This window comes from Pseudomonas sp. A6, assembly GCF_052367875.1.
GTDB lineage: Bacteria > Pseudomonadota > Gammaproteobacteria > Pseudomonadales > Pseudomonadaceae > Pseudomonas > Pseudomonas citronellolis.
In genome coordinates this window covers 383722-407148 of sequence record NZ_CP198970.1, presented here as the reverse complement: position 1 = coordinate 407148, position 23427 = coordinate 383722, and the positions used below count along the sequence as shown (strand labels likewise).

Annotated in this window: 20 protein-coding genes and 2 pseudogenes; 11 read left to right on the top strand and 11 right to left on the bottom strand. The window is 68.8% G+C overall.

Going from position 1 to position 23427, the window contains the following annotated elements; genetic code table 11:
• Positions 1-268: 268 nt before the first annotated feature.
• Positions 269-1675: a purine-cytosine permease family protein gene (locus tag ACTWJ5_RS01760; RefSeq protein WP_444437350.1), complete on the bottom strand. Its 1407-nt coding sequence runs from the start codon at positions 1673-1675 to the stop codon at positions 269-271.
• Between the two features lie 565 nt (positions 1676-2240).
• Between ACTWJ5_RS01760 and ACTWJ5_RS01755 the strand changes: the two genes are divergently transcribed.
• Positions 2241-2726 (top strand): flavin reductase family protein, encoded by a 486-nt coding sequence (locus ACTWJ5_RS01755; protein WP_058072608.1) that lies wholly within the window; start codon positions 2241-2243, stop codon positions 2724-2726.
• A 521-nt stretch (positions 2727-3247) separates the two neighbouring features.
• Here the strand turns inward: ACTWJ5_RS01755 and ACTWJ5_RS01750 are convergent.
• Both ACTWJ5_RS01750 and ACTWJ5_RS01745 read right to left on the bottom strand, forming a co-directional pair.
• On the bottom strand, positions 3248-3946 hold the full coding sequence (locus tag ACTWJ5_RS01750; protein ID WP_444439713.1) for a methyl-accepting chemotaxis protein: 699 nt from the start codon (positions 3944-3946) through the stop codon (positions 3248-3250).
• A 207-nt stretch (positions 3947-4153) separates the two neighbouring features.
• Positions 4154-5038: pseudogene (locus ACTWJ5_RS01745) on the bottom strand (cache domain-containing protein); the annotation flags it as partial.
• Between the two features lie 358 nt (positions 5039-5396).
• On the opposite strand from ACTWJ5_RS01745, the gene ACTWJ5_RS01740 reads away from it, so the two are divergent.
• The 5 genes and pseudogenes from ACTWJ5_RS01740 to ACTWJ5_RS01720 all read left to right on the top strand — a co-directional run bounded on the left by ACTWJ5_RS01740 (position 5397) and on the right by ACTWJ5_RS01720 (position 9951).
• Positions 5397-6440, top strand: coding sequence for an LLM class flavin-dependent oxidoreductase (locus ACTWJ5_RS01740; RefSeq protein WP_074978084.1), 1044 nt, complete (start codon positions 5397-5399; stop codon positions 6438-6440).
• Between the two features lie 151 nt (positions 6441-6591).
• Positions 6592-6774 (top strand): annotated as a pseudogene (locus ACTWJ5_RS01735) (helix-turn-helix domain-containing protein); the annotation flags it as partial.
• 280 nt (positions 6775-7054) lie between these two features.
• Positions 7055-7615, top strand: coding sequence for an FMN reductase (gene msuE / locus ACTWJ5_RS01730; RefSeq protein ID WP_069862595.1), 561 nt, complete (start codon positions 7055-7057; stop codon positions 7613-7615).
• Positions 7616-7626: 11 nt separating this feature from the next.
• On the top strand, positions 7627-8814 hold the full coding sequence (locus tag ACTWJ5_RS01725; RefSeq protein WP_074978086.1) for an acyl-CoA dehydrogenase family protein: 1188 nt from the start codon (positions 7627-7629) through the stop codon (positions 8812-8814).
• A gap of 9 nt (positions 8815-8823) precedes the next feature.
• Positions 8824-9951 carry a sigma-54 interaction domain-containing protein gene (locus tag ACTWJ5_RS01720; protein ID WP_009615012.1) on the top strand — a complete coding sequence of 376 codons (1128 nt, stop codon included), beginning with the start codon at positions 8824-8826 and terminating at the stop codon, positions 9949-9951.
• A 6-nt stretch (positions 9952-9957) separates the two neighbouring features.
• On the opposite strand, the gene ACTWJ5_RS01715 is transcribed toward ACTWJ5_RS01720, so the two are convergent.
• From ACTWJ5_RS01715 to sfnG, 6 genes are all read right to left on the bottom strand, one after another.
• Positions 9958-11001 (bottom strand): methionine ABC transporter ATP-binding protein, encoded by a 1044-nt coding sequence (locus ACTWJ5_RS01715; RefSeq protein ID WP_444437349.1) that lies wholly within the window; start codon positions 10999-11001, stop codon positions 9958-9960.
• Between the two features lie 53 nt (positions 11002-11054).
• A complete protein-coding gene (locus ACTWJ5_RS01710) occupies positions 11055-11825 on the bottom strand; it encodes a MetQ/NlpA family ABC transporter substrate-binding protein (RefSeq protein ID WP_253407893.1) in 771 nt (256 codons plus the stop codon).
• A gap of 99 nt (positions 11826-11924) precedes the next feature.
• Positions 11925-12590 carry a methionine ABC transporter permease gene (locus ACTWJ5_RS01705; RefSeq protein ID WP_009615009.1) on the bottom strand — a complete coding sequence of 222 codons (666 nt, stop codon included), beginning with the start codon at positions 12588-12590 and terminating at the stop codon, positions 11925-11927.
• Positions 12587-13960 carry an LLM class flavin-dependent oxidoreductase gene (locus ACTWJ5_RS01700; protein ID WP_444437348.1) on the bottom strand — a complete coding sequence of 458 codons (1374 nt, stop codon included), beginning with the start codon at positions 13958-13960 and terminating at the stop codon, positions 12587-12589. Before ACTWJ5_RS01700 ends, ACTWJ5_RS01705 begins: the two co-directional genes overlap by 4 nt.
• A gap of 9 nt (positions 13961-13969) precedes the next feature.
• Complete coding sequence (locus tag ACTWJ5_RS01695; protein ID WP_444437347.1) at positions 13970-15184, bottom strand: SfnB family sulfur acquisition oxidoreductase; 1215 nt, start codon at positions 15182-15184, stop codon at positions 13970-13972.
• 192 nt (positions 15185-15376) lie between these two features.
• Positions 15377-16468: a dimethylsulfone monooxygenase SfnG gene (gene sfnG, locus ACTWJ5_RS01690; RefSeq protein ID WP_444437346.1), complete on the bottom strand. Its 1092-nt coding sequence runs from the start codon at positions 16466-16468 to the stop codon at positions 15377-15379.
• Positions 16469-16751: 283 nt separating this feature from the next.
• On the opposite strand from sfnG, the gene ACTWJ5_RS01685 reads away from it, so the two are divergent.
• Positions 16752-17480 (top strand): hypothetical protein, encoded by a 729-nt coding sequence (locus tag ACTWJ5_RS01685; RefSeq protein WP_444437345.1) that lies wholly within the window; start codon positions 16752-16754, stop codon positions 17478-17480.
• Positions 17481-17493: 13 nt separating this feature from the next.
• Here ACTWJ5_RS01685 and ACTWJ5_RS01680 read toward each other — a convergent pair whose 3' ends face one another.
• Positions 17494-17673: a hypothetical protein gene (locus ACTWJ5_RS01680; RefSeq protein WP_009615004.1), complete on the bottom strand. Its 180-nt coding sequence runs from the start codon at positions 17671-17673 to the stop codon at positions 17494-17496.
• Between the two features lie 236 nt (positions 17674-17909).
• Here ACTWJ5_RS01680 and ACTWJ5_RS01675 point away from each other — a divergent pair, with 236 nt between their 5' ends.
• Together ACTWJ5_RS01675 and ACTWJ5_RS01670 are read left to right on the top strand one after the other, a co-directional pair.
• Positions 17910-18347, top strand: coding sequence for a CBS domain-containing protein (locus ACTWJ5_RS01675; RefSeq protein ID WP_009615003.1), 438 nt, complete (start codon positions 17910-17912; stop codon positions 18345-18347).
• Between the two features lie 93 nt (positions 18348-18440).
• Positions 18441-18623, top strand: coding sequence for a ribbon-helix-helix domain-containing protein (locus ACTWJ5_RS01670; RefSeq protein ID WP_009615001.1), 183 nt, complete (start codon positions 18441-18443; stop codon positions 18621-18623).
• 243 nt (positions 18624-18866) lie between these two features.
• On the opposite strand, the gene ACTWJ5_RS01665 is transcribed toward ACTWJ5_RS01670, so the two are convergent.
• Entirely contained in the window at positions 18867-20516 is a 1650-nt protein-coding gene (locus tag ACTWJ5_RS01665) for a SulP family inorganic anion transporter (RefSeq protein ID WP_074978104.1), read from the bottom strand.
• A gap of 282 nt (positions 20517-20798) precedes the next feature.
• Between ACTWJ5_RS01665 and ACTWJ5_RS01660 the strand changes: the two genes are divergently transcribed.
• A complete protein-coding gene (locus ACTWJ5_RS01660) occupies positions 20799-21929 on the top strand; it encodes a PAS domain-containing protein (RefSeq protein WP_444437344.1) in 1131 nt (376 codons plus the stop codon).
• Entirely contained in the window at positions 21926-23350 is a 1425-nt protein-coding gene (locus ACTWJ5_RS01655) for a sigma-54 interaction domain-containing protein (RefSeq protein ID WP_444437343.1), read from the top strand. The genes ACTWJ5_RS01660 and ACTWJ5_RS01655 overlap by 4 nt, the downstream gene beginning before the upstream one ends.
• The last annotated feature ends 77 nt before the right edge of the window (positions 23351-23427 follow it).

The window sequence follows — 23427 nt, the reverse complement described above, 5'->3', positions numbered from 1 at the left end:
CTCCTACGCTGCCCCACCCCCGCCATTCCCATGTAGGAGCGCGCCCTGCGCGCGAATCGCGGGCAGGGCCCGCTCCTACAGGCGAACCGCATGGCACGGCGTTTGTTCGCGAGCAAGCTCGCTCCTACGAAGGGCACCTCGGCGCAGTTACAGGTTGACGCCAAGTCTCCCGTCCATGCCTGCCCGCCAATCCCACGCCCTTTCCCACAGGCAAAAAAAAGCCCCGCCAGAGCTGCTCTCGGGGCGGGGCGGAGAGTGGAACGAGGAATCAGTCGGCCAGGCCCAGACGACCCTGCTGCAGGCTTTCGCGAGCCTGGCCGCGGGTGGCCAGGCAGTAGTACAGCGGGCAGGTCACCAGCAGGCCGGCCAGCCAGGACAGGTCGGCGCCTTCCAGGTAATTGGCGTAGGGCCCGACGTAGAGCGCGGTGTTGGCGAACGGCAGCTGCACCAGGATGCCGATGGCGTAGGCGATGATCGCGTGCGGATTGAAGCGCCCGTAGATGCCGCCATCGGCGCAGAAGATCGAGGCGATGTCGTAGCGCCCGCGCTTGACCAGGTAGAAGTCGATCAGGTTGATGCAGGCCCAGGGCACCAGGACCAGCAGCAGGGTGAGGATCAGCCCGATGAACTGCGAGATGAAGTTCGCCGAAGCGCTCAGCGCCACCAGGCAGCTACCGGCCAGCACCACCGAGGACAGCGCCACGCGCAGGCGCACGCTGGGTGTCCAGGCGGCGGCGAAGGTCTGGATCGAGGTGACGATGGAAAGCACCGCGCCGTACAGGTTCAGCGCGTTGTGGCTGATGATGTTGAGCAGGAACAGCACCATCAGCGCCGGGCCGAACACGCCGGTGGCCTGCTTCACCGCGGCCATGGCCTCGGTGCCTTCGGGCGTGGCCAGCACCGCCACTGCGCCGAAGCTGAACGACAGGCTGGTACCCAGCACCGCGCCGAAGAAGGTGGCGAAGAACGGCCTGGCGATGCCGACGCTGGCCGGCAGGTAGCGCGAGTAGTCCGAGGTGTAGGGCGAGAAGCTGACCTGCCAGATGATGCCCAGGCACAGGGTGGCGACGAAGCCGGAGAGGTTGAAGCCGCCACGGCTGAAGAAGTCCGCCGGCAGCTGCTGGCAGAAGATCCACACGAAGCCCACCAGCAGCGCGCCGCCCATCACCCAGGTGCCGATGCGGTTGAGGGTGTGGATGAAGCGGTAGCCGATCACGCCGATGGCGGTGGCGCCCAGGGCGCCGAGCAGGATGCCCGCCGGCAGCGGCACGGCCGGGGCGATGCTGTGGATGGATTCGCCGGCCAGGACGATGTTGGAGATGAAGAAGCCCAGGTAGATCAGCGCGGTGAAGAATACGATCAGCAGCGCGCCGTAGCGGCCGAACTGGCCGCGGCTCTGCACCATCTGCGGAATGCCCAGCTGCGGCCCCTGGGCCGAGGCCAGGGCGATGCCGACGCCGCCGAGCATGTGCCCGAGGAAGATCGCCACCAGCCCCCAGAGCAGGTCCAGGTGGTAGACCTGGACCACCATGGCGCCGGTCACCACCGGCAGCGGCGCGATATTGGTGCTGAACCACAGGGTGAACAGGTCGCGCGCACGGCCATGGCGCTCGGCCGGGGGCACGTAGTCGACGGTGTGGTTCTCGATGAGCGGGGTGGACTCGGTATGGGACATCTTCTGGCTCGCTGCGGATGGCCGGGCGCGAGCGCGGATCGGCCGGCCGGGCGGCCGACGTCGATCCACTGCGGGCGCGGACAGTCGGGAATCGGGGTTGCAGGAATCAGGCCGCGGACGGCCTGGCGCAGGACCGGCGGTCCAGGGACGGGTGCAACCTCGGGGAATCATCGAGCCAGGCCCGGTCGGGGGCGCGGCGGGGGAACATCATGGACAGCATCTTCTTGTCTTCTTTGTACGAAAGCCACGTATGAAATTTGCCTTCGGCAGCAAGCCCCGGAAAGGGCTGGCAGGCATGCCCAGGCGAACACCATATTATGGTATTCCAAAATTCCGACAAGCCCCTTCCCCGCCAACGGCTCCGACCATGGTCTATCCAGGCGTCCCTCCCGGCATCCCGCCGAAGCCTTCGAGCCCAGTCCACATGCGGATTCCAGCCGCGAGCGCGACGTTCGTCGGCAACCGACTGGCGGTCATCCAGGGGCTTGAACTTTCAATAATACGGTATACCATCAGACGAAAATAATTCCTCCACCGCCCGCCCCCGTGGCAGCAGGTAACCGCAATGATCGACGCCAACCTCTACAAGCAAGTCATGGGCTCCTTCCCCTCCGGCGTGACCGTGATCACCACCCTGGACGAGGACGGCCAGCTGGTGGGCCTGACCGCCAGCGCCTTCAGCTCGCTGTCGATGGACCCGGCGCTGGTGCTGTTCTGCCCCAACTACACCTCCGACTCCTACCCGGTGCTGATCCGCCGCAAGCAGTTCGCCATCCACCTGCTCTCCGCCGAGCAGCAGCGCGAGGCCTACAGCTTCGCCAAGAAGGGCAAGGACAAGGCCCAGGGCATCGACTGGCAGCTGAGCGAGCTGGGCAATCCGCTGTTGGAGGGCGCGACTGCGGTGATCGAGTGCGAGCTGTGGCGTGAGTATGAGGGTGGGGATCACGCGATCATGGTCGGCGCGGTGAAGAACCTGGTGGTGCCGGAGCAGCGGGTGCAGCCGATGGTTTATTGCCGCGGGAAGATGGGGGCGTTGCCGGCTTTGGCGTGACGCCGATTGCCAGCGAGCTTGCTCGCGAACGGTGTTTCCCGGGGCGTAGGTGCTGGGTTCAAGAGCGCCCTCTCCCCAACCCTCTCCCGCAAGCGGGAGAGGGGGCTGTCCTGAGCAGCGTGTCGGTCAGGCGCCATCCTTCCAATTCGTCATTCCCGCGAACGCGGAAACCCAGGGGCTTGGGGGCTTGGCGTAGCGCGCCGCACCGAGTTTATTGATGTTTCTTGTTTCGCCCCCTCGGGCGAGCCCCCTTTTGTCAAACAACTCCCTCGCCTACGTTCCTGCAGCCTATCGGGGCTCTCGCGGCATCCATGCCGCATGACCTCCTGAGCGCCGGTTTCGCTCGGCCTTCTGAAGGGGCGTTCCGGTGCGCTCGGCTATTTCTCTGGAAATCCAAATCGCGGACAGAGTCCGCTCCTACGGTTACAGGGGAGCTCGGGCGTAGGAGCGGACTTTGTCCGCGATTGGACTCACCGGCCACACCGGACACCCCGGTGGCACGAACAGCCCCACCACCTCGATCAGGTCCTGAACCGCGACACCAACCGATTCAACTCCTCCGACAGCCCATTCAACGTCTGCGCATCCCCCCGCGTGGCCTCCGCCAGCCCAGCCACTTCCTGGGCGTCGCGGTGGATCTGGGCGATGTGCCGGTTGATCTCCTCCGCCACCTGGTGCTGTTCCTCCGCCGCCGTGGCGATCTGCGCGTTCATGTCGCGGATCACGTCCACCGATTCGCGGATGGCGCCGAAGCAGGCGCGGGCCTCGCGGATGGAGCCGACGGTGCGCTGCGAGGCCTCCAGGCTGGATTGCATCTGCCGGCCGGTGTCGTGGGTGCGGCGGGCCAGGTTGCCCAGCAGCGCGTCGATCTCACCGGTGGATTCGGCGGTGCGCCGCGCCAGTGCGCGGACTTCGTCGGCCACCACGGCGAAGCCGCGGCCCTGGTCGCCGGCACGGGCCGCCTCGATGGCCGCGTTGAGCGCCAGCAGGTTGGTCTGCTCGGCGATGGAGCGGATGGTGCCGAGGATCGACTGGATGTCGTTGCTGTCCTGCTCCAGCTGGCGCATGGCGCCGGCCGAACCGGCGATTTCCTCGCTCAGGCGGCCGACGCTGTCCACCGCTTCGTCGATCTGCTGCTGGCCGTCGTGGGCCTGGCGCTGGCCGCTGTCGGCGGAAGTCGCCGCCTGGCTGCAGGAGCGCGCCACCTCGTTGGCGGTCATGACCATCTCGTTGAACGCCGTGGACACCATGTCCACCGCCTCGCGCTGGCGCGCCGCGGCCTCGGCCAGGGCCTGGGAGGTGCCGCTGGCGCTGCCGGCGCTCTGGTGGATGCCGGAGGCGGCCTGGCCGATGTGCTGCACCAGGCGGCGGATGGCCTCGAGGAACTGGTTGAACCAGCCGGCCAGCTGCGCCGTCTCGTCGCGGCCGCGCACCGCCAGGCGCCCGGTCAGGTCGCCGTCGCCCTGGGCGATGCCTTCCAGGCCATCGGCCACCGCGCGCACCGGGCGCACCACCAGGCCGGCGAATACGGCGCCCACGCCGGCGAAGCCCAGCGCTATCACCGCGGCAATCAGGCCGACCAGCCAGGTCAGGCGCGTCGCCCCGGCCATCACCTCGCTTTCCTTGATCAGGCCGACGAAGCGCCAGCCCAGGCCCTCCGACGGCCAGACGTTGGCCAGGTAGCGCTCGCCGTCGATCTCCACCTCCACCAGGCCCTTGTCGGCGCTGGCCAGGCTGGCATAGCCGGCGCCCAGCTCGCCGAGCTTCTTGAAGTTGTGCTCCGGCTGGTGCGGGTCGACCAGCACGGTGCCGTCGCCTTCCATCAGCATCAGGTAGCCGCTGTCGCCCAGGCGGATGCCCTTGACGATGTCGGTCAGGCGCTTGAGCGAAACGTCGATGTTGACCACCCCGCCCTGCTCACCGAGGCGGTTGGCGAAGGTGCGCACGCTGCTGACCAGCACCACCTTGTCCGCCGCCCAGTAGTAGGCGTGGGTGCGCAGGGTGCGGCCCGGCTGGGCCATGGCCGACTGGTACCAGGGGCGGCTGCGCGGGTCGTAGCTGGCCAGCTTGTCGTCGCCCGGCCAGAAGGCGTAGCCGCCGTCGCGGGTGCCCAGGGACACGTACGCATAGTCCGGGTGGCTGTGGGCCAGGCCGGCGAACAGGTCGAACACCTGGCGGTCCAGCTCACCGGCCGGGTGCTGCGCGGCGTCGGCGCCGATGTACTGCTTGAGGCTGCCGTCGATGGCCTGCAGCTGCGGGTGCGCGGCCAGGTACTCGACGTTCTGGGCGATGCCGTCGAAGAACAACTGCATGGCGTTCTCCACCTGGCGGATCTCCCGGCTGCTGCTGTCGATGAAGCCTTCCCGCGCTTCGCCGCGCAGGTTGAAGATCACCAGCACGGCGACCAGCAGCACCGGCAGGCTGGCGATGGCGGCGAAGGCCAGGATCAGTTTCTGTTTGAGGTTCATCCTTAACTCCTTGGGGTGGCGCCGGGCAGAAACGCCTTGCAGATATTCCGTATTATGGTATACCAATAAACCACGGACACCCAGCACGTTTGTGGCCAATCGCCATGATCGCGCCCATTCCCCGAAGCAGCGGTGCGCGCAGGCGCATCCCATCCGCCGGCCCGCCCAGCGCCGGATACAAAAAAGGTTCGAGGTAAGCGATATGAAATTTTCCCTGTTCGTGCACATGGAGCGCTACGACGAGCAAACCAGCCACCGCCAGCTGTTCGAGGAACTCACCGAACTGACGCTGATGGCCGAGGCAGGCGGCTTCAGCACCGTGTGGATCGGCGAGCACCACGCCATGGAATACACCATCTCGCCCAGCCCCATGCCACTGCTGGCCTACCTGGCCGCCCGCACCGAAACCATCCGCCTGGGCGCCGGCACCATCATCGCGCCCTTCTGGCACCCCATCCGCGTGGCCGGCGAATGCGCCCTGCTCGACGTGATCAGCAACGGCCGCATGGAAGTGGGCCTGGCCCGCGGCGCCTACCAATACGAATTCGACCGCATGGCCAACGGCATGCCGGCCACCGAGGGCGGCAAGTACCTGCGCGAGATGGTCCCGGTGGTGCGCGCGCTGTGGCAGGGCGACGTCGCCCACGACGGCGAGATCTGGAAGTTCCCCACCGCCACCTCCTCGCCGCGGCCGATCCAGAAGCCCACCCCGCCGATGTGGATCGCCGCGCGCGACCCGGACTCGCACAACTTCGCCGTGGCCAACGGCTGCAACGTGATGGTCACCCCGCTGATGAAGGGCGACGAGGAAGTGGTCGACCTGAAGAACAAGTTCGAGGCGGCCCTGGCCAACAACCCCGGCGTGCCGCGCCCACAACTGATGGTGCTGCGCCACACCCACGTGCACAGCGCCGACGACCCGGAAGGCTGGAAGGTCGGCGCCGAGGCCATCTCGCGCTTCTACCGCACCTTCGACGCCTGGTTCGGCAACAAGCAGACCCCGGTCAACGGCCTGCTGCCGCCCAGCCCCGAGGAGAAGTTCAAGGAGCGCCCGGAGTTCGAGCTGGAGAACATCCGCAAGAACACCATGATCGGCACCCCCGAGGAAATCATCGCGCGCATCCGCCACTACCAGGAGCTGGGCGTCGACGAGTTCAGCTTCTGGGCCGACAACAGCCTGCCCTACGAGCAGAAGAAGAAGTCCCTGGAACTGTTCATCAAGCACGTGGTGCCGGCGTTCCGCTGAGTGCCCGCCCAGGCTTCGCAACGACAACGCCGGTCAGGAAACTGACCGGCGTTGCGCATTCAAGCCCGGTTCACCAGGAACCGGCGCCCGCCACCTTCGCCCGCTCCGCGCGGCGGCCCTGGGCGCACACCGCCAGGGCGGCCAGCGCCGCCCCATGGCGGTGATCAACGCGCGCCTGGTGCTGGAGGCCAAGCGCGAGCTGGCCCACTCGCGCCAGAGCATCAAGGCCATCGCCCACGACCAGGGCTTCTCCGACGTCGGCTACTTCAGCCGCTTCTTCCGCAAGCACACGCAGTTGTCGCCTAGCGAGTTCCGCGGCCAGGGCGCCGCCTGACGCGGCTTGCGGCCCGTATATTCAATTAAAGAATAATAAAATCTGAATTTATTCTTTTTTACCTCAACCTCGATTCCTCTATAACTGCGCAGGAATCGACGGCCGCTCCACTGTTGCGTTGCCAACAGTTGCCCAGCAGCAACTAGCCGCCAGCCAACAGTTCGCCCAGCAACACTTGATGAATACCCATACCAATCAATGGCTTGAGTCCTGGCACAGGTCTTGCGAAACCCGACCTGAACCCGCCCTGCCGGCAGGGCAACAGCACAGGAAACCGAACATGACTGCCCCCTTGAAAGTGGTCGCCGTATCCGGCGGCGCCTATCGCCCCTCGCGCACCCTGGTCCTGACCGAGGCCATCCTCGCCGAGATCGGCCGCCACCTGGACGCCGAGGTCCAGCTCATCGAGTTGGCCGACATCGCCCGCCCGGTGGGCGGCGCCCTGAGCCGCGCCGAGCTGCCGGAGGCAGTGGAGGCGCAGCTACGCGCCATCGAGGGCGCCGACCTGCTGCTGGTGGCCTCGCCGGTGTACCGCGGTTCCTACCCCGGGCAGCTCAAGCACCTGTTCGACCTGATCGGCCAGGACGCCCTGATCGGCACTCCGGTGCTGCTCGCCGCCACCGGTGGCAGCCAGCGCCACGCGCTGGTCATCGACCACCAGCTGCGCCCGCTGTTCAGCTTCTTCCAGTCCCTGACCCTGCCCCTGGGCGTGTACGCCAGCGAGGCCGACTTCAAGGACTACCGCATCAGCTGCGAACTGCTCCAGGCGCGCATCCGCCTGGCCGTGGAGCGCGCCCTGCCGCTGTTCGGCGACCACCGCGCGCTGCGCCGCATCGCCTGAGGAGCCGCCCGATGAATTCGCCGGCACAAGCCTCCATCCTCAGCCCGCTGCAACTGGCCCGCCAGCTGGCGGCGGAATTCGCCGAAAGCGCCGTCGAGCGCGACCGGCTCGGCGGCACGCCGAAGGCCGAGCGCGACGCCCTGCGCCGCAGCGGCCTGCTCGGCCTGGTCATCCCCAAACAGTACGGCGGCCTGGGCGCCAGCTGGAGCGAGGCCCTGGAAGTGACCCGCGAGTTCGCCCGCGTCGACAGTTCCATCGCCCACGTGTTCGGCTTCCAGCACCTGATGCTGGCCACCGTGCGCCTGTTCGCCCGCCCCGAGCAGTGGCAGCCGTGGTTCGAGCAGACCGCGCGCAAGCACTGGTTCTGGGGCAACGCCCTGAACCCGCTGGACACCCGCACCGTGGTGAAGAAGTTCGACGGCTGGCGCGAGTTCTCCGGCAAGAAGAGCTTCTGCTCCGGCGCCAGCGACTCGGAAATGCTCATCGCCTCGGCGGTGGACGAAAGCGCCGGCGGCAAGCTGCTGATCGCCGCCATCCCCAGCGGCCGCACCGGCATCACCCTGCACGGCGACTGGGACAACATGGGCCAGCGGCAGACCGACAGCGGCAGCGCCACCTTCGAACGGGTGCGCGTGGAGGAATCCGAGCTGCTGCTCGACCCGGGCCCGCTGAGCACGCCCTTCGCCTGCCTGCGCCCGCTGATCGCCCAGCTGCTGTTCGCCAACCTGTTCCTCGGCGTGGCCGAGGGCGCCTTCGAGGAGGCGCGGCAGTACAGCCTCAAGGAAAGCCGCCCGTGGTTCCGCTCCAGCGCCCGCAGCGTCGGCGAGGACCCGTACGTGCTGCGCCACTACGGCGAGTTCTGGGTCGGCCTGGAGAGCGTGCGCCTGCTAGTGCAGCGCGCCGCCGCGCTGCTCGACGAGGCCTGGCGCAAGGAACACGCCCTGGGCGCCGAGGAGCGCGCGCAGCTGGCGGTGGCCATCGCCACCGCCAAGGTCGCCGCCAGCCGCGCCGGCCTGGACATCTGCAACCGCCTGTTCGAGGTCACCGGCGCCCGCGCCACCCACGCCTCGCTGCGCCTGGACCGCTTCTGGCGCAACCTGCGCACCCAATCCCTGCACGACCCGCTGGACTACAAGCTCCACGAGCTGGGGGACTGGGCGCTCAACGGTACGCGGCCGACACCCACCTTCTATTCCTGAGGCAGAGACATGCAACTGCTGACGCTACCCCCCTCCCCCGCACTGGCCACCTCGATCCGGGCGACCGCACAGGTCTTCGAAGACCCGAAATCGCAGGCGCTGCTCGCCCATCTGCAACAGGTCGCCCCCAGCGAGGCCAGCGTCCTGATCATCGGCGAAACCGGCACGGGCAAGGAGCTGGTGGCGCGGCACATCCACAACCTCAGCGGGCGGCGCAACGGGCCCTTCGTCGCGGTGAACTGCGGGGCATTCTCCGAATCCCTGGTGGAGGCCGAGCTGTTCGGCCACGAGAAGGGCGCCTTCACCGGCGCCCTCAGCGCCAAGGCCGGCTGGTTCGAAGAGGCCGACGGCGGCACCCTGTTCCTCGACGAGATCGGCGACCTGCCGATGCCCATCCAGGTCAAGCTGCTGCGCGTGCTGCAGGAGCGCGAGGTGGTGCGCCTGGGCTCGCGCAAGAGCATCCCGATCAACGTGCGGGTGCTGGCGGCCACCAACGTGCAGCTGGAGCGGGCGATCAACGCCGGGCACTTCCGCGAGGACCTGTACTACCGCCTCAACGTCGTCACCCTGCAGCTGCACCCGCTGCGCGAACGCCCCGGCGACATCCTGCCGCTGACCCGCCACTTCATCCGCAGCTACAGCGAGCGCCTGGGCTACGGCCAGGTGCAGCTCAGCGCCGAGGCCGAGCGCAAGCTGGTGGGCTACGGCTGGCCGGGCAACATCCGCGAGCTGGAGAACGTCATCCACCACAGCCTGCTGACCTGCCGCGACGGCCTGGTGCGCGAGGACGACCTGCGCCTGTCCAACCTGCGCCTGGAACGCCAGGAGGAAGCCCCCGCCGGCCATGCCGGCAGCCCCGCGGCCAGTGGCGGCGAGTCCGCCGAGGAACTGCTGCAACGCGCCTTCCGCCGGCTGTTCGAGGAATCCGCCGGGGCGCTCTACGAACGCGTCGAGGAAAGCCTGCTGCGCGCCGCCTACCGCTTCTGCCACCACAACCAGGTGCACACCGCCAACCTGCTGGGCCTGTCGCGCAACGTCACGCGCACGCGGCTGATCGCCATCGGCGAGTTGGTGGTGAACAAGCGCCGCGGCCCGGAGCAGGCGCTGGACAACCGCGTGGTGCGGCTGTCCATCTGAGCCCCGTCAGGCACTGCCCACCAGGCTGACCCGATCGGCCAGCGCCTGCGCGCGCGCCACTACCGCCTCGCGCTCCGCCGCCGGCGCCGCCACGCGCAGCCGCAGGCTGCCCAGGGAGCGGCCCTGGATGCGCTCCAGGCTGGCCTGCACCAGGCGCACCTCGTAGCCCAGTTCGCGGCCGATGGCGGCCGGCTCCGGTTCGCGGGCGCTGGCGCCGCTGTAGTGCAGGTCCAGCAGCAGACCCTCGCCCGCCGCATCCCCGTCGGCGTCATGGTGCAGCGTGCCGAGCAGGCTGCGCGTCACTTCGTGGCGCGGGTCGCCGAACACTTCCCAGACCTCGCCCTGCTCCACCACCCGGCCGCGCTCCAGCACCACCACGCGGTCGCAGAGGTCGCGGATGACTTCCATCTCGTGGGTGATGAGGACGATGGTCAGGCCCAATCGGTGGTTGATGTCGCGCAGCAGCGCGAGGATCGACTGGGTGCTTTCCGGGTCCAGCGCCGAGGTGGCCTCGTCGCACAGCAGCAGGTCCGGTTGCAGCACCAGTGCGCGGGCGATACCGACGCGCTGCTTCTGCCCGCCGGAGAGCTGCGCCGGGTAGGCCTCGCGCTTGTCCGCCAGGCCCACCAGCTGCAGCAGCTCGGCCACCCGCCGCTCGCGCTCGACGCGCGGCACGCCGGCCAGCACCAGGGGCAGCGCGACGTTGTCGCCGACGCTGCGCGAGGCCATCAGGTTGAAGTGCTGGAAGATCATCCCGGTGCGCCGGCGCAGCTGCGCCAGGCGCGCGTCGTCGAAGGCGCCGATGTCCTCGCCGTCGACCAGCACCTGGCCGGCGCTGGGCCGCTCCAGGCGGTTGAGCGAGCGCAGCAGCGAGGACTTGCCGGCGCCGCTGCGGCCGATGATGCCGAACACCTCGCCGCGGCGGATCTCCAGGTCGATGCCGTGCAGCGCCTGCACCTCCCGGCCGCCGGCCAGGTAGTGCTTGGCCAGGCCGCGCAGGCGGATGTGGGTGGCAGCCGCCAGGGGCTGCGAATGGTTGAAGCTGACCATGGGTGCGTTCCTGCCGGGCGCGGCGCCCGTCCTGGGCGCCGCGCCGGGTCACATCAGAAGCCGGGGGCGATCTCGCCCTTGTAGCGGGTCAGGATGAAGTTGCGCACTTCCGGCGAGTTGAGCGCCTTGGCCAGCTTCTGGATGCCCGGGTCCTGGATGTTGTCCGGACGCGCCACCAGGAACTCGACGTAGAGGTCCTTGCCCTTCTCGACGATCAGCGCGCTCTTGATGTCGATGCCGGCTTCCAGCGCGTAGTTGGCGAAGACGAAGGCCAGGTCGACCTGCTTCACCGAACGCGCCAGCATGGCGCCTTCCAGTTCGCGGATCTTCAAGTGCTTGGGGTTGTCGGTGATATCGCGCTCGGTGGACTGCGGATTGCTCGGGTCCTTGAGCTTGATCAGCCCGGCCTCGGCCAGCAGCACCAGGGCGCGGCCGGTGTTCACCGGGTCGTTGGGGATGGCCACGCTGGCGCCATCGGGCAGCTCGGCCAGGCTCTTGTACTTGGCCGAGTAGGCGCCGAAGGGCTCGATGTGCACGCCCACCACCGGCACCAGGTTGGTGTGGCGGGTCTTGTTGAAGTCGTCGAGGAACGGGCGGTACTGGTAGTAGTTGGCGTCGAGGTTCTTCTTCGCCAGCTGCAGGTTGGGCTGGATGAAGTCGTTGAAGACCTTCACTTCCAGGTCCACGCCCTCCTTGGCCAGGGCCGGTTTGACGAATTCGAGGATTTCCGCGTGGGGCACCGGGGTGGCGCCGACCACCAGGTGCTCGTTGGCGTGGGCGTTGATGGCTATTACGGCAGCCAGGGCGGCCAGGACTTTCTTCATGCTGTTTGCTCCGATCAGTGGTTTCTTGGAATGGCCGTCGTGGGTTGGACGTGGGGCCAGCGGCGGCGTTTTCCCGGCCGCCGCGAGCGGGTGTTGGATTCAGCGCCGGGTGTAGTGGCGCACCAGGCGGTCGCCGCTCATCTGCAGGGCCTGCACCAGCAGGATCAGCAGCAGCACGGTGACCACCATGACGTCGGTCTGGAACCGCTGGTAGCCGAAGCGGATGGCCAGGTCGCCCAGGCCGCCGCCGCCGACCACCCCGGCCATGGCCGTGTAGTCGACCAGCACGATGGCGGTCACGGTGATGGCCGCGATCAGCCCGGTGCGCGCTTCCGGCAGCAGGGTGTGGAAGACGATCTGCCGGGTGCTCGCGCCCATCGCCTGCACCGCTTCCACCAGGCCGCGGTCGACCTCGCGCAGCGAGCTTTCCACCAGCCGCGCGAAGAACGGCGTGCAGCCCACCACCAGCGGCGGAATGGCGCCGCGCACGCCCAGCGAGGTGCCGGTGAGCAGCTCGGTGGCGGGGATCAGCACGATCAGCAGGATGATGAAGGGCATCGAGCGCAGCACGTTGGCCAGCACCGAGAGCACCCGGTACAGGCGCGGCGAGTCGAGCAGCTGGCGCTGGCCGGTGAGGTACAGCAGCACGCCCAGCGGCAGCCCCAGCAGCACGGTGCAGCCCAGGGCCGCGCCGAGCATGCTCAGGGTGTCCAGGCAGGCCTGGGCGATCTCGCTCCAGTCGACGTTGGCCAGCCACTCGTTCATCGCCGGGCCTCCTCGCGCAGGTTGGCGACCGGGTGCGGCGCGGCCAGGCGGTCGCCGGCGCCGAACAGCTTGTGGCGCAGGGTGCCCTCGGCATAGTCGCGCTTGAACAGGCCGCGGGCCTGCAGCTCCGGCACCAGCAGGTCGACCACCGCTTCGAAGGTTTCCGGCATGACCACGCCGGCCAGGTTGAAGCCGTCGACGTCGGTTTCCGCCACCCATTCCTGCAGCTGGTCGGCCACGGTCTGCGGCGAGCCCACCAGCACCGGGCCGTCGCCGCCGATGGCGCAGTAGTCGGCGATCTCGGCGGTGGTCCAGGTGCGCGTCGGGTCGGCGCGGGTGAAGGCTTCCACCGCCGACTGGATGGCATCGCTGGGCACCTCGCGCAGCACCTGGCCGGGGGCGTATTCGGCGAAGTCGATGCCGGTCCAGCCGGACATCAGCGTCAGGGCGCCGCTGGCGCTGGCGTACTCGCGGTACTCGGCCAGGCGCGCCAGGGCCTCGGCGTCGGTCGGCGCGACTATCACCGTGAGCTGCTCCAGCACCAGCACGTCGCCCGGCTCGCGCCCGGCGGCGCGCACCGCTTCGCGCAGGTCGGCCACCTGCTTCTTCAGCACCGCCTTGCTCGGCGCGGCGACGAACACGCACTCGGCGTTGGCCGCGGCGAAGGCCCGGCCACGGCTGGAGGCGCCGGCCTGGTAGAGCACCGGGGTGCGCTGCGGCGAGGGTTCGCAGAGGTGGAAGCCGGGCACCTGGAAGTATTCGCCCTGGTGGCGGATGCCGTGGACCTTGGACGGCTCGGCATAGACGCCGCTGTCGCGGTCGGCGACCACGGCGTCGTCTTCCCAGCTGGTTTCCCACAGCTTGTAGCAGACCTGCAGGTACTCGTCGGCCAGGGCGTAGCGCTGGTCGTGGGACAGCTGGCGCTGCTGGCCGAGGTTGCGCGCGCCGCTGGCCAGGTACGAGGTGACGATGTTCCAGCCGGCGCGGCCGCCGGTCAGGTGGTCGAGGGTGGACATGCGCCGGGCGAAGGGGAACGGGTGCTCGAAGGACACCGAGGCGGTCACGCCGAAGCCCAGGTGGCGGGTGGCCGCGGCCATCGCCGGGACCAACTGCAGCGGGTCGTTCACCGGCACCTGCGCGCCAGTGCGCAGCGCGGCGTCGGCATTGCCGCCGTAGACGTCGTAGACGCCCAGCACGTCGGCGATGAACAGGCCGTCGAGCTTGCCGCGTTCCAGGGTCTTGGCCAGCTCGACCCAGTAGTGGATGTCGGTATAGCGCCGCGCCTGGTCGCGCGGGTGGCACCAGAGGCCGGGCGAGAGGTGGCCGACGGTGTTCATGGCGAAGGCGTTGAGGCGTATCTGCTTGCTCATGGCGCCCCCTCAGTTCCAGTCGTGGCGCGGCGGGCGCTTGCCGTTGAGCCGCCAGTTGCCGACCAGGTGGTACTTCCATCGCACCGGGTCGTGCAGGGTGTGCACGCGGGCGTTGCGCCAGTGGCGGTCGAGGTTGTGCTTGCGCAGGGTGGAGCGGGTGCCGCCGAGTTCGAACAGCTTGTTGCTCGCCTCGATGGCGATCTCGGTGGTCAGCACCTTGGCCCGCGCTACGGCCAGGGAGGCGGCGGCCACCTTGTCCTCGTCGGGCGCCGCCTTGCCGGCATCGAGCACGCGGCCGGCGCGTTCCAGCAGGGCCTCGGCGGCTTCCAGGCGGATGTCCAGGCCGCCGACCTGGATGATGGTCAGCGGGTCCTCGCTGGCTTTCTCCACCCCCGCATCGATCCACGGGCGCGCCTGCTCGCGGACGAAGGCGATGGTGTCGCGCAGCGCGGCGCGGGCGATGCCGGCGTCGATGGCGGCGGTGGTGATCTGGGCGAAGGGTCCGGCCAGGGTCGGGCTCTCGTAGGAGCGGTAGCTGGGGAACAGGTGGAAGGCCGGCACGCGCAGGCCGTCCAGCAGCACGCTGCCGCTGGAGGTGGTGCGCTGGCCGATGCTGTCCCAGTCGTCCACCACCGTCAGCCCGGCGCTTTCCCGCGGGACGAAGGCCAGCTGCGCGCGGTCCTGCTCGTCCAGCGCCAGCACGCCCAGCCAGTGCGCGTAGAGCGAGCCGGTGCAGTAGCCCTTGCGGCCGTCGATGCGGTAGCCGTCGCCCTCGGCGACCAGGCGGGTGCGGATGTCCTGCACGTTCTTGCCGCCGGTTTCCGACAGCGCGTTGGCGAAGCGGTGGCCTTCCAGCACCAGGGCGAAGAAGTGCCGCTTCTGCTCCTCGGTGCCCTGCAGGCGGATGTCTTCCAGCAGGCAGTAGTGGTTCTGCGGGATCTGCCCCAGGGACGGGTCGGCCGCCGAGACGATGGCGATGACCTGGGCCAGGGTGGCGTGGGACACCTCGGCGCCGCCGTATTCGCGCGGCACCGTGATGCCCCACAGGCCGCTGTTGGAGAAGGCGTCGACGATCTCCACCGGCACCAAGCGGTTGAGGTCGCGCTCGGAAGCGCCGGCCAGCAGCAGCTCGGCGACCTCGTGGGCGACGCGGAGGGCCTCGGCGTCGTCGCGGATGATCCGCGCGGCGGGGCGGTTGATCGGATAGGCAGCAGAAACGGACATGGTCTTCCTCGTGGCGAACAGTGGCCCGTGTGGGGCCGGGACCTCCCGGCAGCGGGCCCTGTCCTGGTTGAGCACGATCCATGCCCGAAATTTTCTTCCTATAAATCAACTACTTACTGGATAGCAAAGACAGCCGAGTCGCTGGCCGGACACTGTTTGTTGAAGCACTGTCCGGCAGCCAACAGTTGCCCGTCAGGCAACAGCCTTGCGCTGCGCCTCGGCCTCCAGCTCGCGCACCAGCGGCAGGACCTTCTCGCCGAAGTACTCCACCTCTTCCTGGAAGTGCAGGAAGCCGGAGAGCACAAGGTCCACGCCCACCGCCTTGAGCGCGAGGATGCGTTCGGCGATCTGCCGCGGGGTGCCGATCAGGTTGGTCTTGAAGCCGTCGTTGTACTGCACCAGGTCCTCGAAGCTGGACTTCGCCCAGTTGCCCTCGCCCTCGGGGCTGGCGGCGCCGGCGTTCTTCACCTCGTGGCCGAAGGCGTTGACCGCCTCGGGGTTGGCCTTGTCGATGATCTCCTGCAGCACCGCGCGGGCCTCGACCTCGGTGTCGCGGGCGATGATGAAGGCGTTCACCCCGATCTTCACCGCGTGGCCGTTGGCCGCGGCCTTGGCGCGGATGTCGTCGACCTGGGCCTTGATGCCTTCCAGCGTGTTGCCGTTGGTGAAGTACCAGTCCGACACCCGCGCGGCCATGTCGCGCGCGGCCCGCGAGCTGCCGCCCTGGAAGATTTCCGGGTGCGGGCGCTGCAGTGGCTTGGGCTTGAGGCTGTAGTCGCGGAAGCGGTAGAAGTCGCCGTTGAAGGTGAAGTTGTCCTGGGTCCAGATGCCCTTGAGCGCGCGGATGAACTCCTCGGAGCGGCGGTAGCGCTCGTCGTGCTCCAGCCAGGGCTCGCCGATGGCGTGGAACTCGCCCTTGAACCAGCCGGAAACGATGTTCACGGCGATGCGCCCGCCGGTCAGCTGATCGATGGTCGCCAGTTGCTTGGCCGCCAGCGCCGGGTTCCACGGACCGGGGAGGATGGCGGCGATGACCTTGAGCTTCTCGGTGGCCGCCAGCAGCGCGTGGCTGATGGCCACCGACTCGTGCTGGTACTCGGCGCCGTAGCCGGCGGTGAAGCGGATCTGCGACAGGGCGTAGTCGAAGCCGGCCTTCTCGGCGCTCTGCGCCAGCCGGCGGTTGTAGTCGAAGTCCCAGCTGGTGCGCTGCTCGATGTTGCTGACGACGAGGCCGCCGCTGACGTTGGGCACCCAGTAGGCGAAGCGGATGGGTTGCTGGCTCATGGTTCTGCTCTCCGAGAGTTGCGCGATTGCATGCCGCGCGGCCAGGCGCCACGCGGCTTCCACCAGGGCCGGAGCAGCAACCGTGCCAGTGCCGGAAAGCCTTGCGGATCATGAACTTGCAACAGGCGCCGGGTTATCGTCCTGTCCGCGGCCGGGCAAGCTGCTGATGCGCTGTTGCCAGGCCAACAGCCGGGCGACGGAAATGTGCCGCCGCGCCCTGCAAGCGCCAAAGCACCGACTAGACTTGCAACTCCCGGCCCGCGCATTTTCCAAGGAGGCCATCGTGCGTACCTGTTTCGTACTGCTCCTCGTGGCCGGCCTGGCCGGCTGCGCGGCGGATGTGAAGCGCGCCGACGCGCTCTCCCCCATCAGCACCTATGCCGACACCCGCAACCGCCTGCTGGTGAACTTCCAGGGCGACCCCAGCGTGACCGCGACGCCGGGCTGGACGCGGCTGACCAGCGCCTGGCGGCGCATCCTCACGGACCGCGCGGCCTCGTCCGACTACCAGCTGGGCGAGCAGGCCGGCGCGGTGAGCCCCACCGCGCTGCCGGCGACGCTGCTGGTGGTGGAAGTCGACCGCCTGCGCCAGCAGGCCGACGGCGACGGCCTGGGCAAGGGCAGCCTGCGCGTCAACGTGCGCTTCACCGACGGCCCCAGCGGCCGGCTGATGGGCTCGCGCCGCTACGAGACCGACTCCGCCGAGCCGGCTGCGCTGGAAGGCCAGCTCAAGGACATTTCCAAGGCGATCATCGAGGAAGTCGAAAGCGCCCAGCGCATCGCCAAGCGCGACCCGCTACCGGAGGCGCCGATGCCGGCCAGCACGCCGGCCGAGCAACCGGCCCGCCCCGCGCCGGCCCCGGCGCCCGGCCAGTCGGTGGCCAGCCGGGAGGCGGCGGCCAAGCCGGTGGTGGCGGTGGAGAACCAGGAGCGCCAGCTGCAGAAGCTGCAGCGCAGCAACCTGCCGTTCGACCAGTACCAGAACGAGTACCGGCGCATCACCTCGCAGTGAGCGCCGGCGCGCCTCAGTCGTCGTGCCAGTGGGCGTCGCTGTCCTCGTCGTCCCAGTCGTCCTCAGCGTCCTCGGGCTCGTCGCGCAGGCCGGTGGCGTCGTGCTCGAAATCCTCCGGGGAATCCTCGTCCCACTCGTGGTCGAGCAGGTGCTCGTGCTCCGGCTCGGGGAGGTCGATGTCGTCGTCGTGCATGGTGCGGTCTCGGCAGGCGGGGTGCGGCAGGCCTCAATGCTACGGCCTCGCCGGGCCCGCGCAAAGCCTCGGCGGTCGCGCGGCGCGGCGCATTTGGCTATAAGTCAGAAGGAAGGTCATGACGTTTTCCTATGGGGGCGATGCCGTTTCCAGCATTGTGCGGGAAGCCTCGCTTGCCGATCCTGTGGCCACACCGGGGCATCGGCCCTGCGCACAACAGCAGAAGGACATCCAGCATGAAGACCGTCGCACAGCTCCTCCACGCCAAGCAGAGCCAGCAGGTGCACACCATAGGCCCACACGAGATGGTGCTCGACGCCCTGCGGGTGATGGCGGTGAAGAACGTCGGCGCCCTGCCGGTGGTGGACAACGGCCAGGTGGTGGGCGTGGTCAGCGAACGCGACTACGCGCGCAAGATGATCCTCCAGGGCCGCAGCTCGGTGGGCACCCCGGTCAGCGCCATCATGAGCTCGCCGGTGGTCACGGTGGATTCGCAGCAGAACGTCGACACCTGCATGAGCATCATGACCGAGCGCCACCTGCGCCACCTGCCGGTGGTGGAGAACGGCCAGCTGGTGGGGCTGTTGTCCATCGGCGACCTGGTCAAGGAAGCCATCGCCGAGCAGGCCCAGCTGATCCAGCAGCTGGAGCAGTACATCCGCGGCGAACAGTGAGCCAGCGGCGGCTGCGGCGGACGGCGCCATGACAGGGGCGCGGATGGGGCATTAGAATTTGATTAACATCCGCGAACCGAACAAGTAGAACCCATGGAAAACCGCACCGCCCGCCTGACCGTCCTGATCGACCCGGTGAAGAAGAAGGCCTTCGAGGAACTCTGCGCCAGCCAGGACCTGACACCGTCCCAGGTGGTTCGCCAGCTGATCCGCGATTACCTGGAGAGCCACGGGGTGAGCTATGCCACGCAACCGAAGGTGGGCGGGCAGGATTGAGGGCCGCCGGCCAGTCCGGAGCAGCCTGCCGGCTCGATCGCGGACGGAGTCCGCTCCTACGGTTCCAGGAAGCATGGCTTTTCGTAGGATGGGTTGAGCGAAGCGATACCCATCACCGCAACTGCATGGGTTTCGCAGGCTCAACCCATCCTACGAAAAGCGCTGGCGAGACCGGTCCCAGGGAGGCACGGGCGTAGGAGCGGACTCCGTCCGCGATTGCTCCCAGGCGGCGCCGAATCCTCCCTACGAAGAAACCCCCTCCTCCTCCCGCCCCTCGCAGGCCGCCAGCGCCATGGCAAAACTGGCATGGTAATTCCGCCTACCCACCGCCTCGATGATCCCCGCCCGCACCAGCTTGTGCCGCACCCGCTGGTTGGCCTCGCAGAGCTTCACCGTCACCCCGCGCTTGCGCAGTTGCTGGATCATCTCCTCCAACGTCTGCATCCCGGTGATATCCATGAACGGCACCCGCCTTAGCCGGATCACCAGCAACTGCGGATCGCTGCGGGTCTGCGCCAGGGCACGCTCGAAGGTTTCCGCCGCGCCAAAGAACAGCGGCCCCTCGATGGTGTAGACCAGCACGCCCGGCGGCAGCGCGCCCTGCAGTTCGCCCCGCAGCTCGGCGCTGCCCTGCTGCAGCACCTCCACCGAGGAAGCCATGCGCCGCATGAACAGCAGCATCGCCAGGATCACCCCGATGTTCACCGCTATCACCAGGTCGCTGAACACCGTCAGGCCGAAGGTGATCAGCAGGATGGCCACGTCGGCCCTGGGCGCGCGGCGCAGCATGCGCACGAAGTGGCGGGCCTCGCTCATGTTCCAGGCCACCACGAAGAGGATCGCCGCCAGCGCGCACAGCGGGATGCTCGAGGCCAGCGGGGCGAGGAACAGGATAATCAGCACCAGGGTCGCCGCGTGGGCTACCCCGGCGATCGGGCTGTTGCCGCCGTTGCGGATGTTGGTGGCGGTGCGGGCGATGGCGCCGGTCGCGGCGAAGCCGCCGAACAGCGGCGCCAGCAGGTTGGCGATGCCCTGGCCGACCAGCTCCTGGTTGGAGTCGTGGCGGGTGCCGGCCATGCCGTCGGCGACCACTGCCGAGAGCAGCGACTCGATGGCCCCGAGCATGGCGATGGCGAAGGCCGGGCCGATCAGTTCCAGCATCCGCGGCAGGCTGATCTCCGGCAGGCTCGGCACCGGCAAGCCGCGGGGGATGCCGCCGAAGGCGCTGCCGATGGTGGCCACGCCATCGAACTGGAACAGCGCCTGCAGCACGCTGACCAGCACCATCGCCAGCAACGGCCCCGGCACCCGCCCCAGGTACGGCAGGCGCGGGCCGTAGAGCACCGCGGCCAGGCCTAAGAGGGCCAGCAGGGTGGTCGCCGGGTGCAGCTGCGGCAGCGCCTGCAACAGGTGCCAGAGCTTCTGGTGGAAGTGCTCGCCGCCCACCGCCGGCAGGCCGAAGAAGTCCTTCCACTGGCCGACCCAGATGATCACCCCGATGCCGGCGGTGAAGCCGACGATGACCGGGTCGGGGATGTACTTGATGACGCTGCCCAGGCGGGTGATGCCCAGCAGCAGGAGGATGACCCCGGCCATCAGCGTGGCCAGTTGCAGGCCGTCGACGCCGTAGCGCGCGGTGATGCCGGCGAGGATGACGATGAAGGCGCCGGTGGGCCCGGCGATCTGCACCCGGCTGCCGCCGAACAGCGACACCGCGATGCCCGCCACTATGGCCGTGTACAGGCCCTGCTCGGGCTTGACCCCGGAGGCGATGGCGAAGGCCATGGCCAGGGGCAGCGCGACCACCCCGACGATGACCCCGGCCAGCAGGTTGCGTGGCCAGTTCTGCAACTTCAGAAGCCCGGCCGCCCAGGCGTCACGTACGGCGATCATCGTCCACTCCTCCGCGGAAGAATGCGCATCAGATTAACATGCCATGTTAATCGACGTGTACTAGGCCAAAGTCCTGTCTTACGCCTTCCCCGGGGAGGCGCTACCCTTCTGCGAAGACGCTGCGCAAACGCAAACGGCGCTGCATTTCTGCATACAGTCGCCACGGCGCCAGGCCGCCGGCCCCCATGTCACGGGCGCTCCGTCCTGGCATGCAACCTGCCTGGGTAGACGACTGGCCCGCGCCACCGCGCCGGCCCCGTCATCCCCCATGGAGAATCCCAGATGGACCCGCTACGCCTGCTGCTCGACCGTGGCCTGCTGCTGGCCGACAGCATCGCCGCGGATGGCCGCTTCCTCGACGTCTCCGCCGAGCAGAGCGACCAGCTCGGCTACCCGCCCGGCGCGCTCCACGGCCAGGGCATGGAACAGGTCTACACCGCCGATTCGGTGCGCGCCCTGCAGCAGCTCTTCGCCAACCCGCCGGCCGACGAACGGGTGCAGGACCTGGAGCTGACGCTGATCCGCCACAACGGCGGCCTGCTGCCGGTGCTGGCCAGCGGCGTGCTGCAGTGGCGCGACGGCGAGCCGGCGCGCCTGCACCTGGTGAAAATGCCCCTGGGCGGCATCAGCCGGCGCCTGGGCGAGCTGCAGAACGCCAACGAAGTCATGAGCCAGATGCTCTACAGCGCCAAGGTGGCCTACTGGTGCATCGAGTTCGCCGAGCCGGTGGACGTGCGCCAGACGCCCGACGAGATCGTCCGCCAGGTGTTCGAGAATCGCTCCTACTGGCGCATGTGCAACCGCGCCATGGCGGCCATCTACGAGATGCCCGCCGACGTCGACTTCGGCCAGCAGCCGGTGCGCCTGTACTGGCCGCGCAGCCCGGCCAACGAGGAATTCGTGCGGCGGCTGATCGAGGCCGACTTCCACGTCGACGGCGCGCTCTCGGTGGACCGCCGCCACGACGGCTCGCCGGCCTACGTGGAGAACGACGTGCGCGCCAGCATCCACAACGGCCGCCTGCTGCGCATGTGGGGCAGCCTGCGCGACGTCAGCCAGGAGCTGCGCATGCAACACGACGCCGAGCAGCGCATCGAGGCCCTGCGCCGGGTGTTCGACGCGGTGCCCGACGCGGTGCTGGTGATCGATGAAGCCGCCCAGCCGCAATGGCGCAACGCCGCCTTCGAGCAGGTGTTCGGCATCACCCGCGCCGCCGGCGTGGCCGCCACCCTCGACCGCCTGCCGCTGCCCGAGCGCACCTGGCAGCGCCTGGAGCTGCCCGACCAGTACGGCCGCTACCGCGCCTTCGACAGCCACTGCTCGCGCATCCTGATCCGCGAGGACCAGGCCTGGCGCGTGGTGGTGCTGCGCCCGGACAGCGTCGAGCGCCGGCCGGCAGAGCTGCACCCATGAGCGGCGAGGGCTTCTTCGCGCCGATGCGCATGGGCATGCGCTCCTCGGTCAACGTCAGCGCCGAGATGCTCGCCGCGCTGCTGGAGGCGCCGGCGCTGCACGCCCTGCTCGACGGCTTCGGCGAGGCGCTGATCGTCTGCGACGGCGACTCCCGGGTACGCTTCCTCAACCTGGCCGCCGAGCGCATCAACCGCGTGGCACGCCAGGACGTGCTGGGCCTGGCCGACAGCGACTTCTACCAGCGCTCGGCGCTGCAGTTCGACGACTTCCTGCAGGCCGTGCGCCGCGGCGGCAAGAGCGCGCTGACGCGCTCGCGCGACGGCCGGCTGTTCCTCACCCGCCTGCAGAGCGTGCCCGCCGGCGCCTACGAGAAGCCCTACACGCTGCTGATCCAGCGCGAATACGAAGCGCGCGAAAGCGCCGGCCGCGGCGCCCCGGCGCCGTCGCTGGCGGACAGCCCGGCGAGCCTGGGCGACCCCCAGGACAACGCGCTGCACATGTCGCCGCTGCTCTCGGACATCGCCGACATGGGCGTACGCGCCTTCCGCCGCCGCGCCCGCCTGCTGCTGCTCGGCGAGCCGGGCGTGGGCAAGACCGCCATCGCCCGGCACATCCACCGCGCCGCCGGCTGGGGCGACCGGCCCTTCGTCGACGTGAACTGCGCGAGCATCCCCGAGACGCTGTTCGAGTCGGAGATGTTCGGCTACGAGCGCGGCGCCTTCACCGGCGCGCTGCAGCAAGGCAAGCGTGGCTACATCGAGAGCGCCGCCGGCGGCACGCTGTTCCTCGACGAGATCGGCGAGATCCCCCTGCAGGTGCAGGCCAAGCTGCTCAAGTTCCTCGACGACGGCACCATCCAGCCGGTGGGTTCGCCGCTGGCGAAGAAGGTCCAGGTGCAGGTGATAGCCGCCACCAACAAGGACCTCAAGGCGCAGGTGTCCGCCGGCCTGTTCCGCGCCGACCTCTACTACCGCCTGGCCGTGCTGCCGGTGGACATCCCGCCGCTGCGCGCCCACTGCGACGACCTGCCGGTGCTGATGGACATCCTCCTGGCCCGCATCAACCGCGACCGCCAGCCGCCCCTGCGGCTGTCCACGGCCTGTCGCCAGCGCCTGCTGGGCCATGACTTCCCGGGCAACATCCGCGAGCTGGTGAACATCTTCGAACGCCTGGCGGTGCTGGCCGACGACGTCGCCGAAGAGCAGCACCTGCCGCCGGAGCTGCTGGGCCAGGCCGTGTCCGCCGGGGAGGAAGAACCGCTGCCCTTCGCCAGCGCCGACGAACCGCTCAAGGCACAGGTGCAGCGCTTCGAGCGCCAGGTGATCCTCCAGGCCGTGCGCCTGTGCGGCAGCAAGCGCAAGGCGGCGCAGCACCTGGGGATCGATGTCGGGACGTTGATTCGGAAGTTGCAGAGGGATTGAGCGGCAGGCTGCTCTTGTAGGAGCGAGCTTGCTCGCGAACAAACGCGGTGCCATGCGGTTCGCGAGCAAGCTCGCTC

Bases quoted from the DNA above. Each gene is read 5' to 3' on its own strand.
- ACTWJ5_RS01700 (WP_444437348.1), bottom strand. From the start codon at position 13,960: ATGAGCAAGCAGATACGCCTCAACGCCTTCGCCATGAACACCGTCGGC.
- ACTWJ5_RS01705 (WP_009615009.1), bottom strand. From the start codon at position 12,590: ATGAACGAGTGGCTGGCCAACGTCGACTGGAGCGAGATCGCCCAGGCC.
- ACTWJ5_RS01715 (WP_444437349.1), bottom strand. From the start codon at position 11,001: ATGGTCAGCTTCAACCATTCGCAGCCCCTGGCGGCTGCCACCCACATC.
- ACTWJ5_RS01680 (WP_009615004.1), bottom strand. From the start codon at position 17,673: ATGCACGACGACGACATCGACCTCCCCGAGCCGGAGCACGAGCACCTG.
- ACTWJ5_RS01740 (WP_074978084.1), top strand. From the start codon at position 5,397: ATGAAATTTTCCCTGTTCGTGCACATGGAGCGCTACGACGAGCAAACC.
- ACTWJ5_RS01720 (WP_009615012.1), top strand. From the start codon at position 8,824: ATGCAACTGCTGACGCTACCCCCCTCCCCCGCACTGGCCACCTCGATC.
- ACTWJ5_RS01655 (WP_444437343.1), top strand. From the start codon at position 21,926: ATGAGCGGCGAGGGCTTCTTCGCGCCGATGCGCATGGGCATGCGCTCC.
- ACTWJ5_RS01675 (WP_009615003.1), top strand. From the start codon at position 17,910: ATGAAGACCGTCGCACAGCTCCTCCACGCCAAGCAGAGCCAGCAGGTG.
- ACTWJ5_RS01725 (WP_074978086.1), top strand. From the start codon at position 7,627: ATGAATTCGCCGGCACAAGCCTCCATCCTCAGCCCGCTGCAACTGGCC.
- ACTWJ5_RS01750 (WP_444439713.1), bottom strand. From the start codon at position 3,946: ATGACCGCCAACGAGGTGGCGCGCTCCTGCAGCCAGGCGGCGACTTCC.
- ACTWJ5_RS01665 (WP_074978104.1), bottom strand. From the start codon at position 20,516: ATGATCGCCGTACGTGACGCCTGGGCGGCCGGGCTTCTGAAGTTGCAG.
- msuE (WP_069862595.1), top strand. From the start codon at position 7,055: ATGACTGCCCCCTTGAAAGTGGTCGCCGTATCCGGCGGCGCCTATCGC.
- sfnG (WP_444437346.1), bottom strand. From the start codon at position 16,468: ATGAGCCAGCAACCCATCCGCTTCGCCTACTGGGTGCCCAACGTCAGC.
- ACTWJ5_RS01760 (WP_444437350.1), bottom strand. From the start codon at position 1,675: ATGTCCCATACCGAGTCCACCCCGCTCATCGAGAACCACACCGTCGAC.
- ACTWJ5_RS01755 (WP_058072608.1), top strand. From the start codon at position 2,241: ATGATCGACGCCAACCTCTACAAGCAAGTCATGGGCTCCTTCCCCTCC.
- ACTWJ5_RS01710 (WP_253407893.1), bottom strand. From the start codon at position 11,825: ATGAAGAAAGTCCTGGCCGCCCTGGCTGCCGTAATAGCCATCAACGCC.
- ACTWJ5_RS01660 (WP_444437344.1), top strand. From the start codon at position 20,799: ATGGACCCGCTACGCCTGCTGCTCGACCGTGGCCTGCTGCTGGCCGAC.
- ACTWJ5_RS01695 (WP_444437347.1), bottom strand. From the start codon at position 15,184: ATGTCCGTTTCTGCTGCCTATCCGATCAACCGCCCCGCCGCGCGGATC.
- ACTWJ5_RS01670 (WP_009615001.1), top strand. From the start codon at position 18,441: ATGGAAAACCGCACCGCCCGCCTGACCGTCCTGATCGACCCGGTGAAG.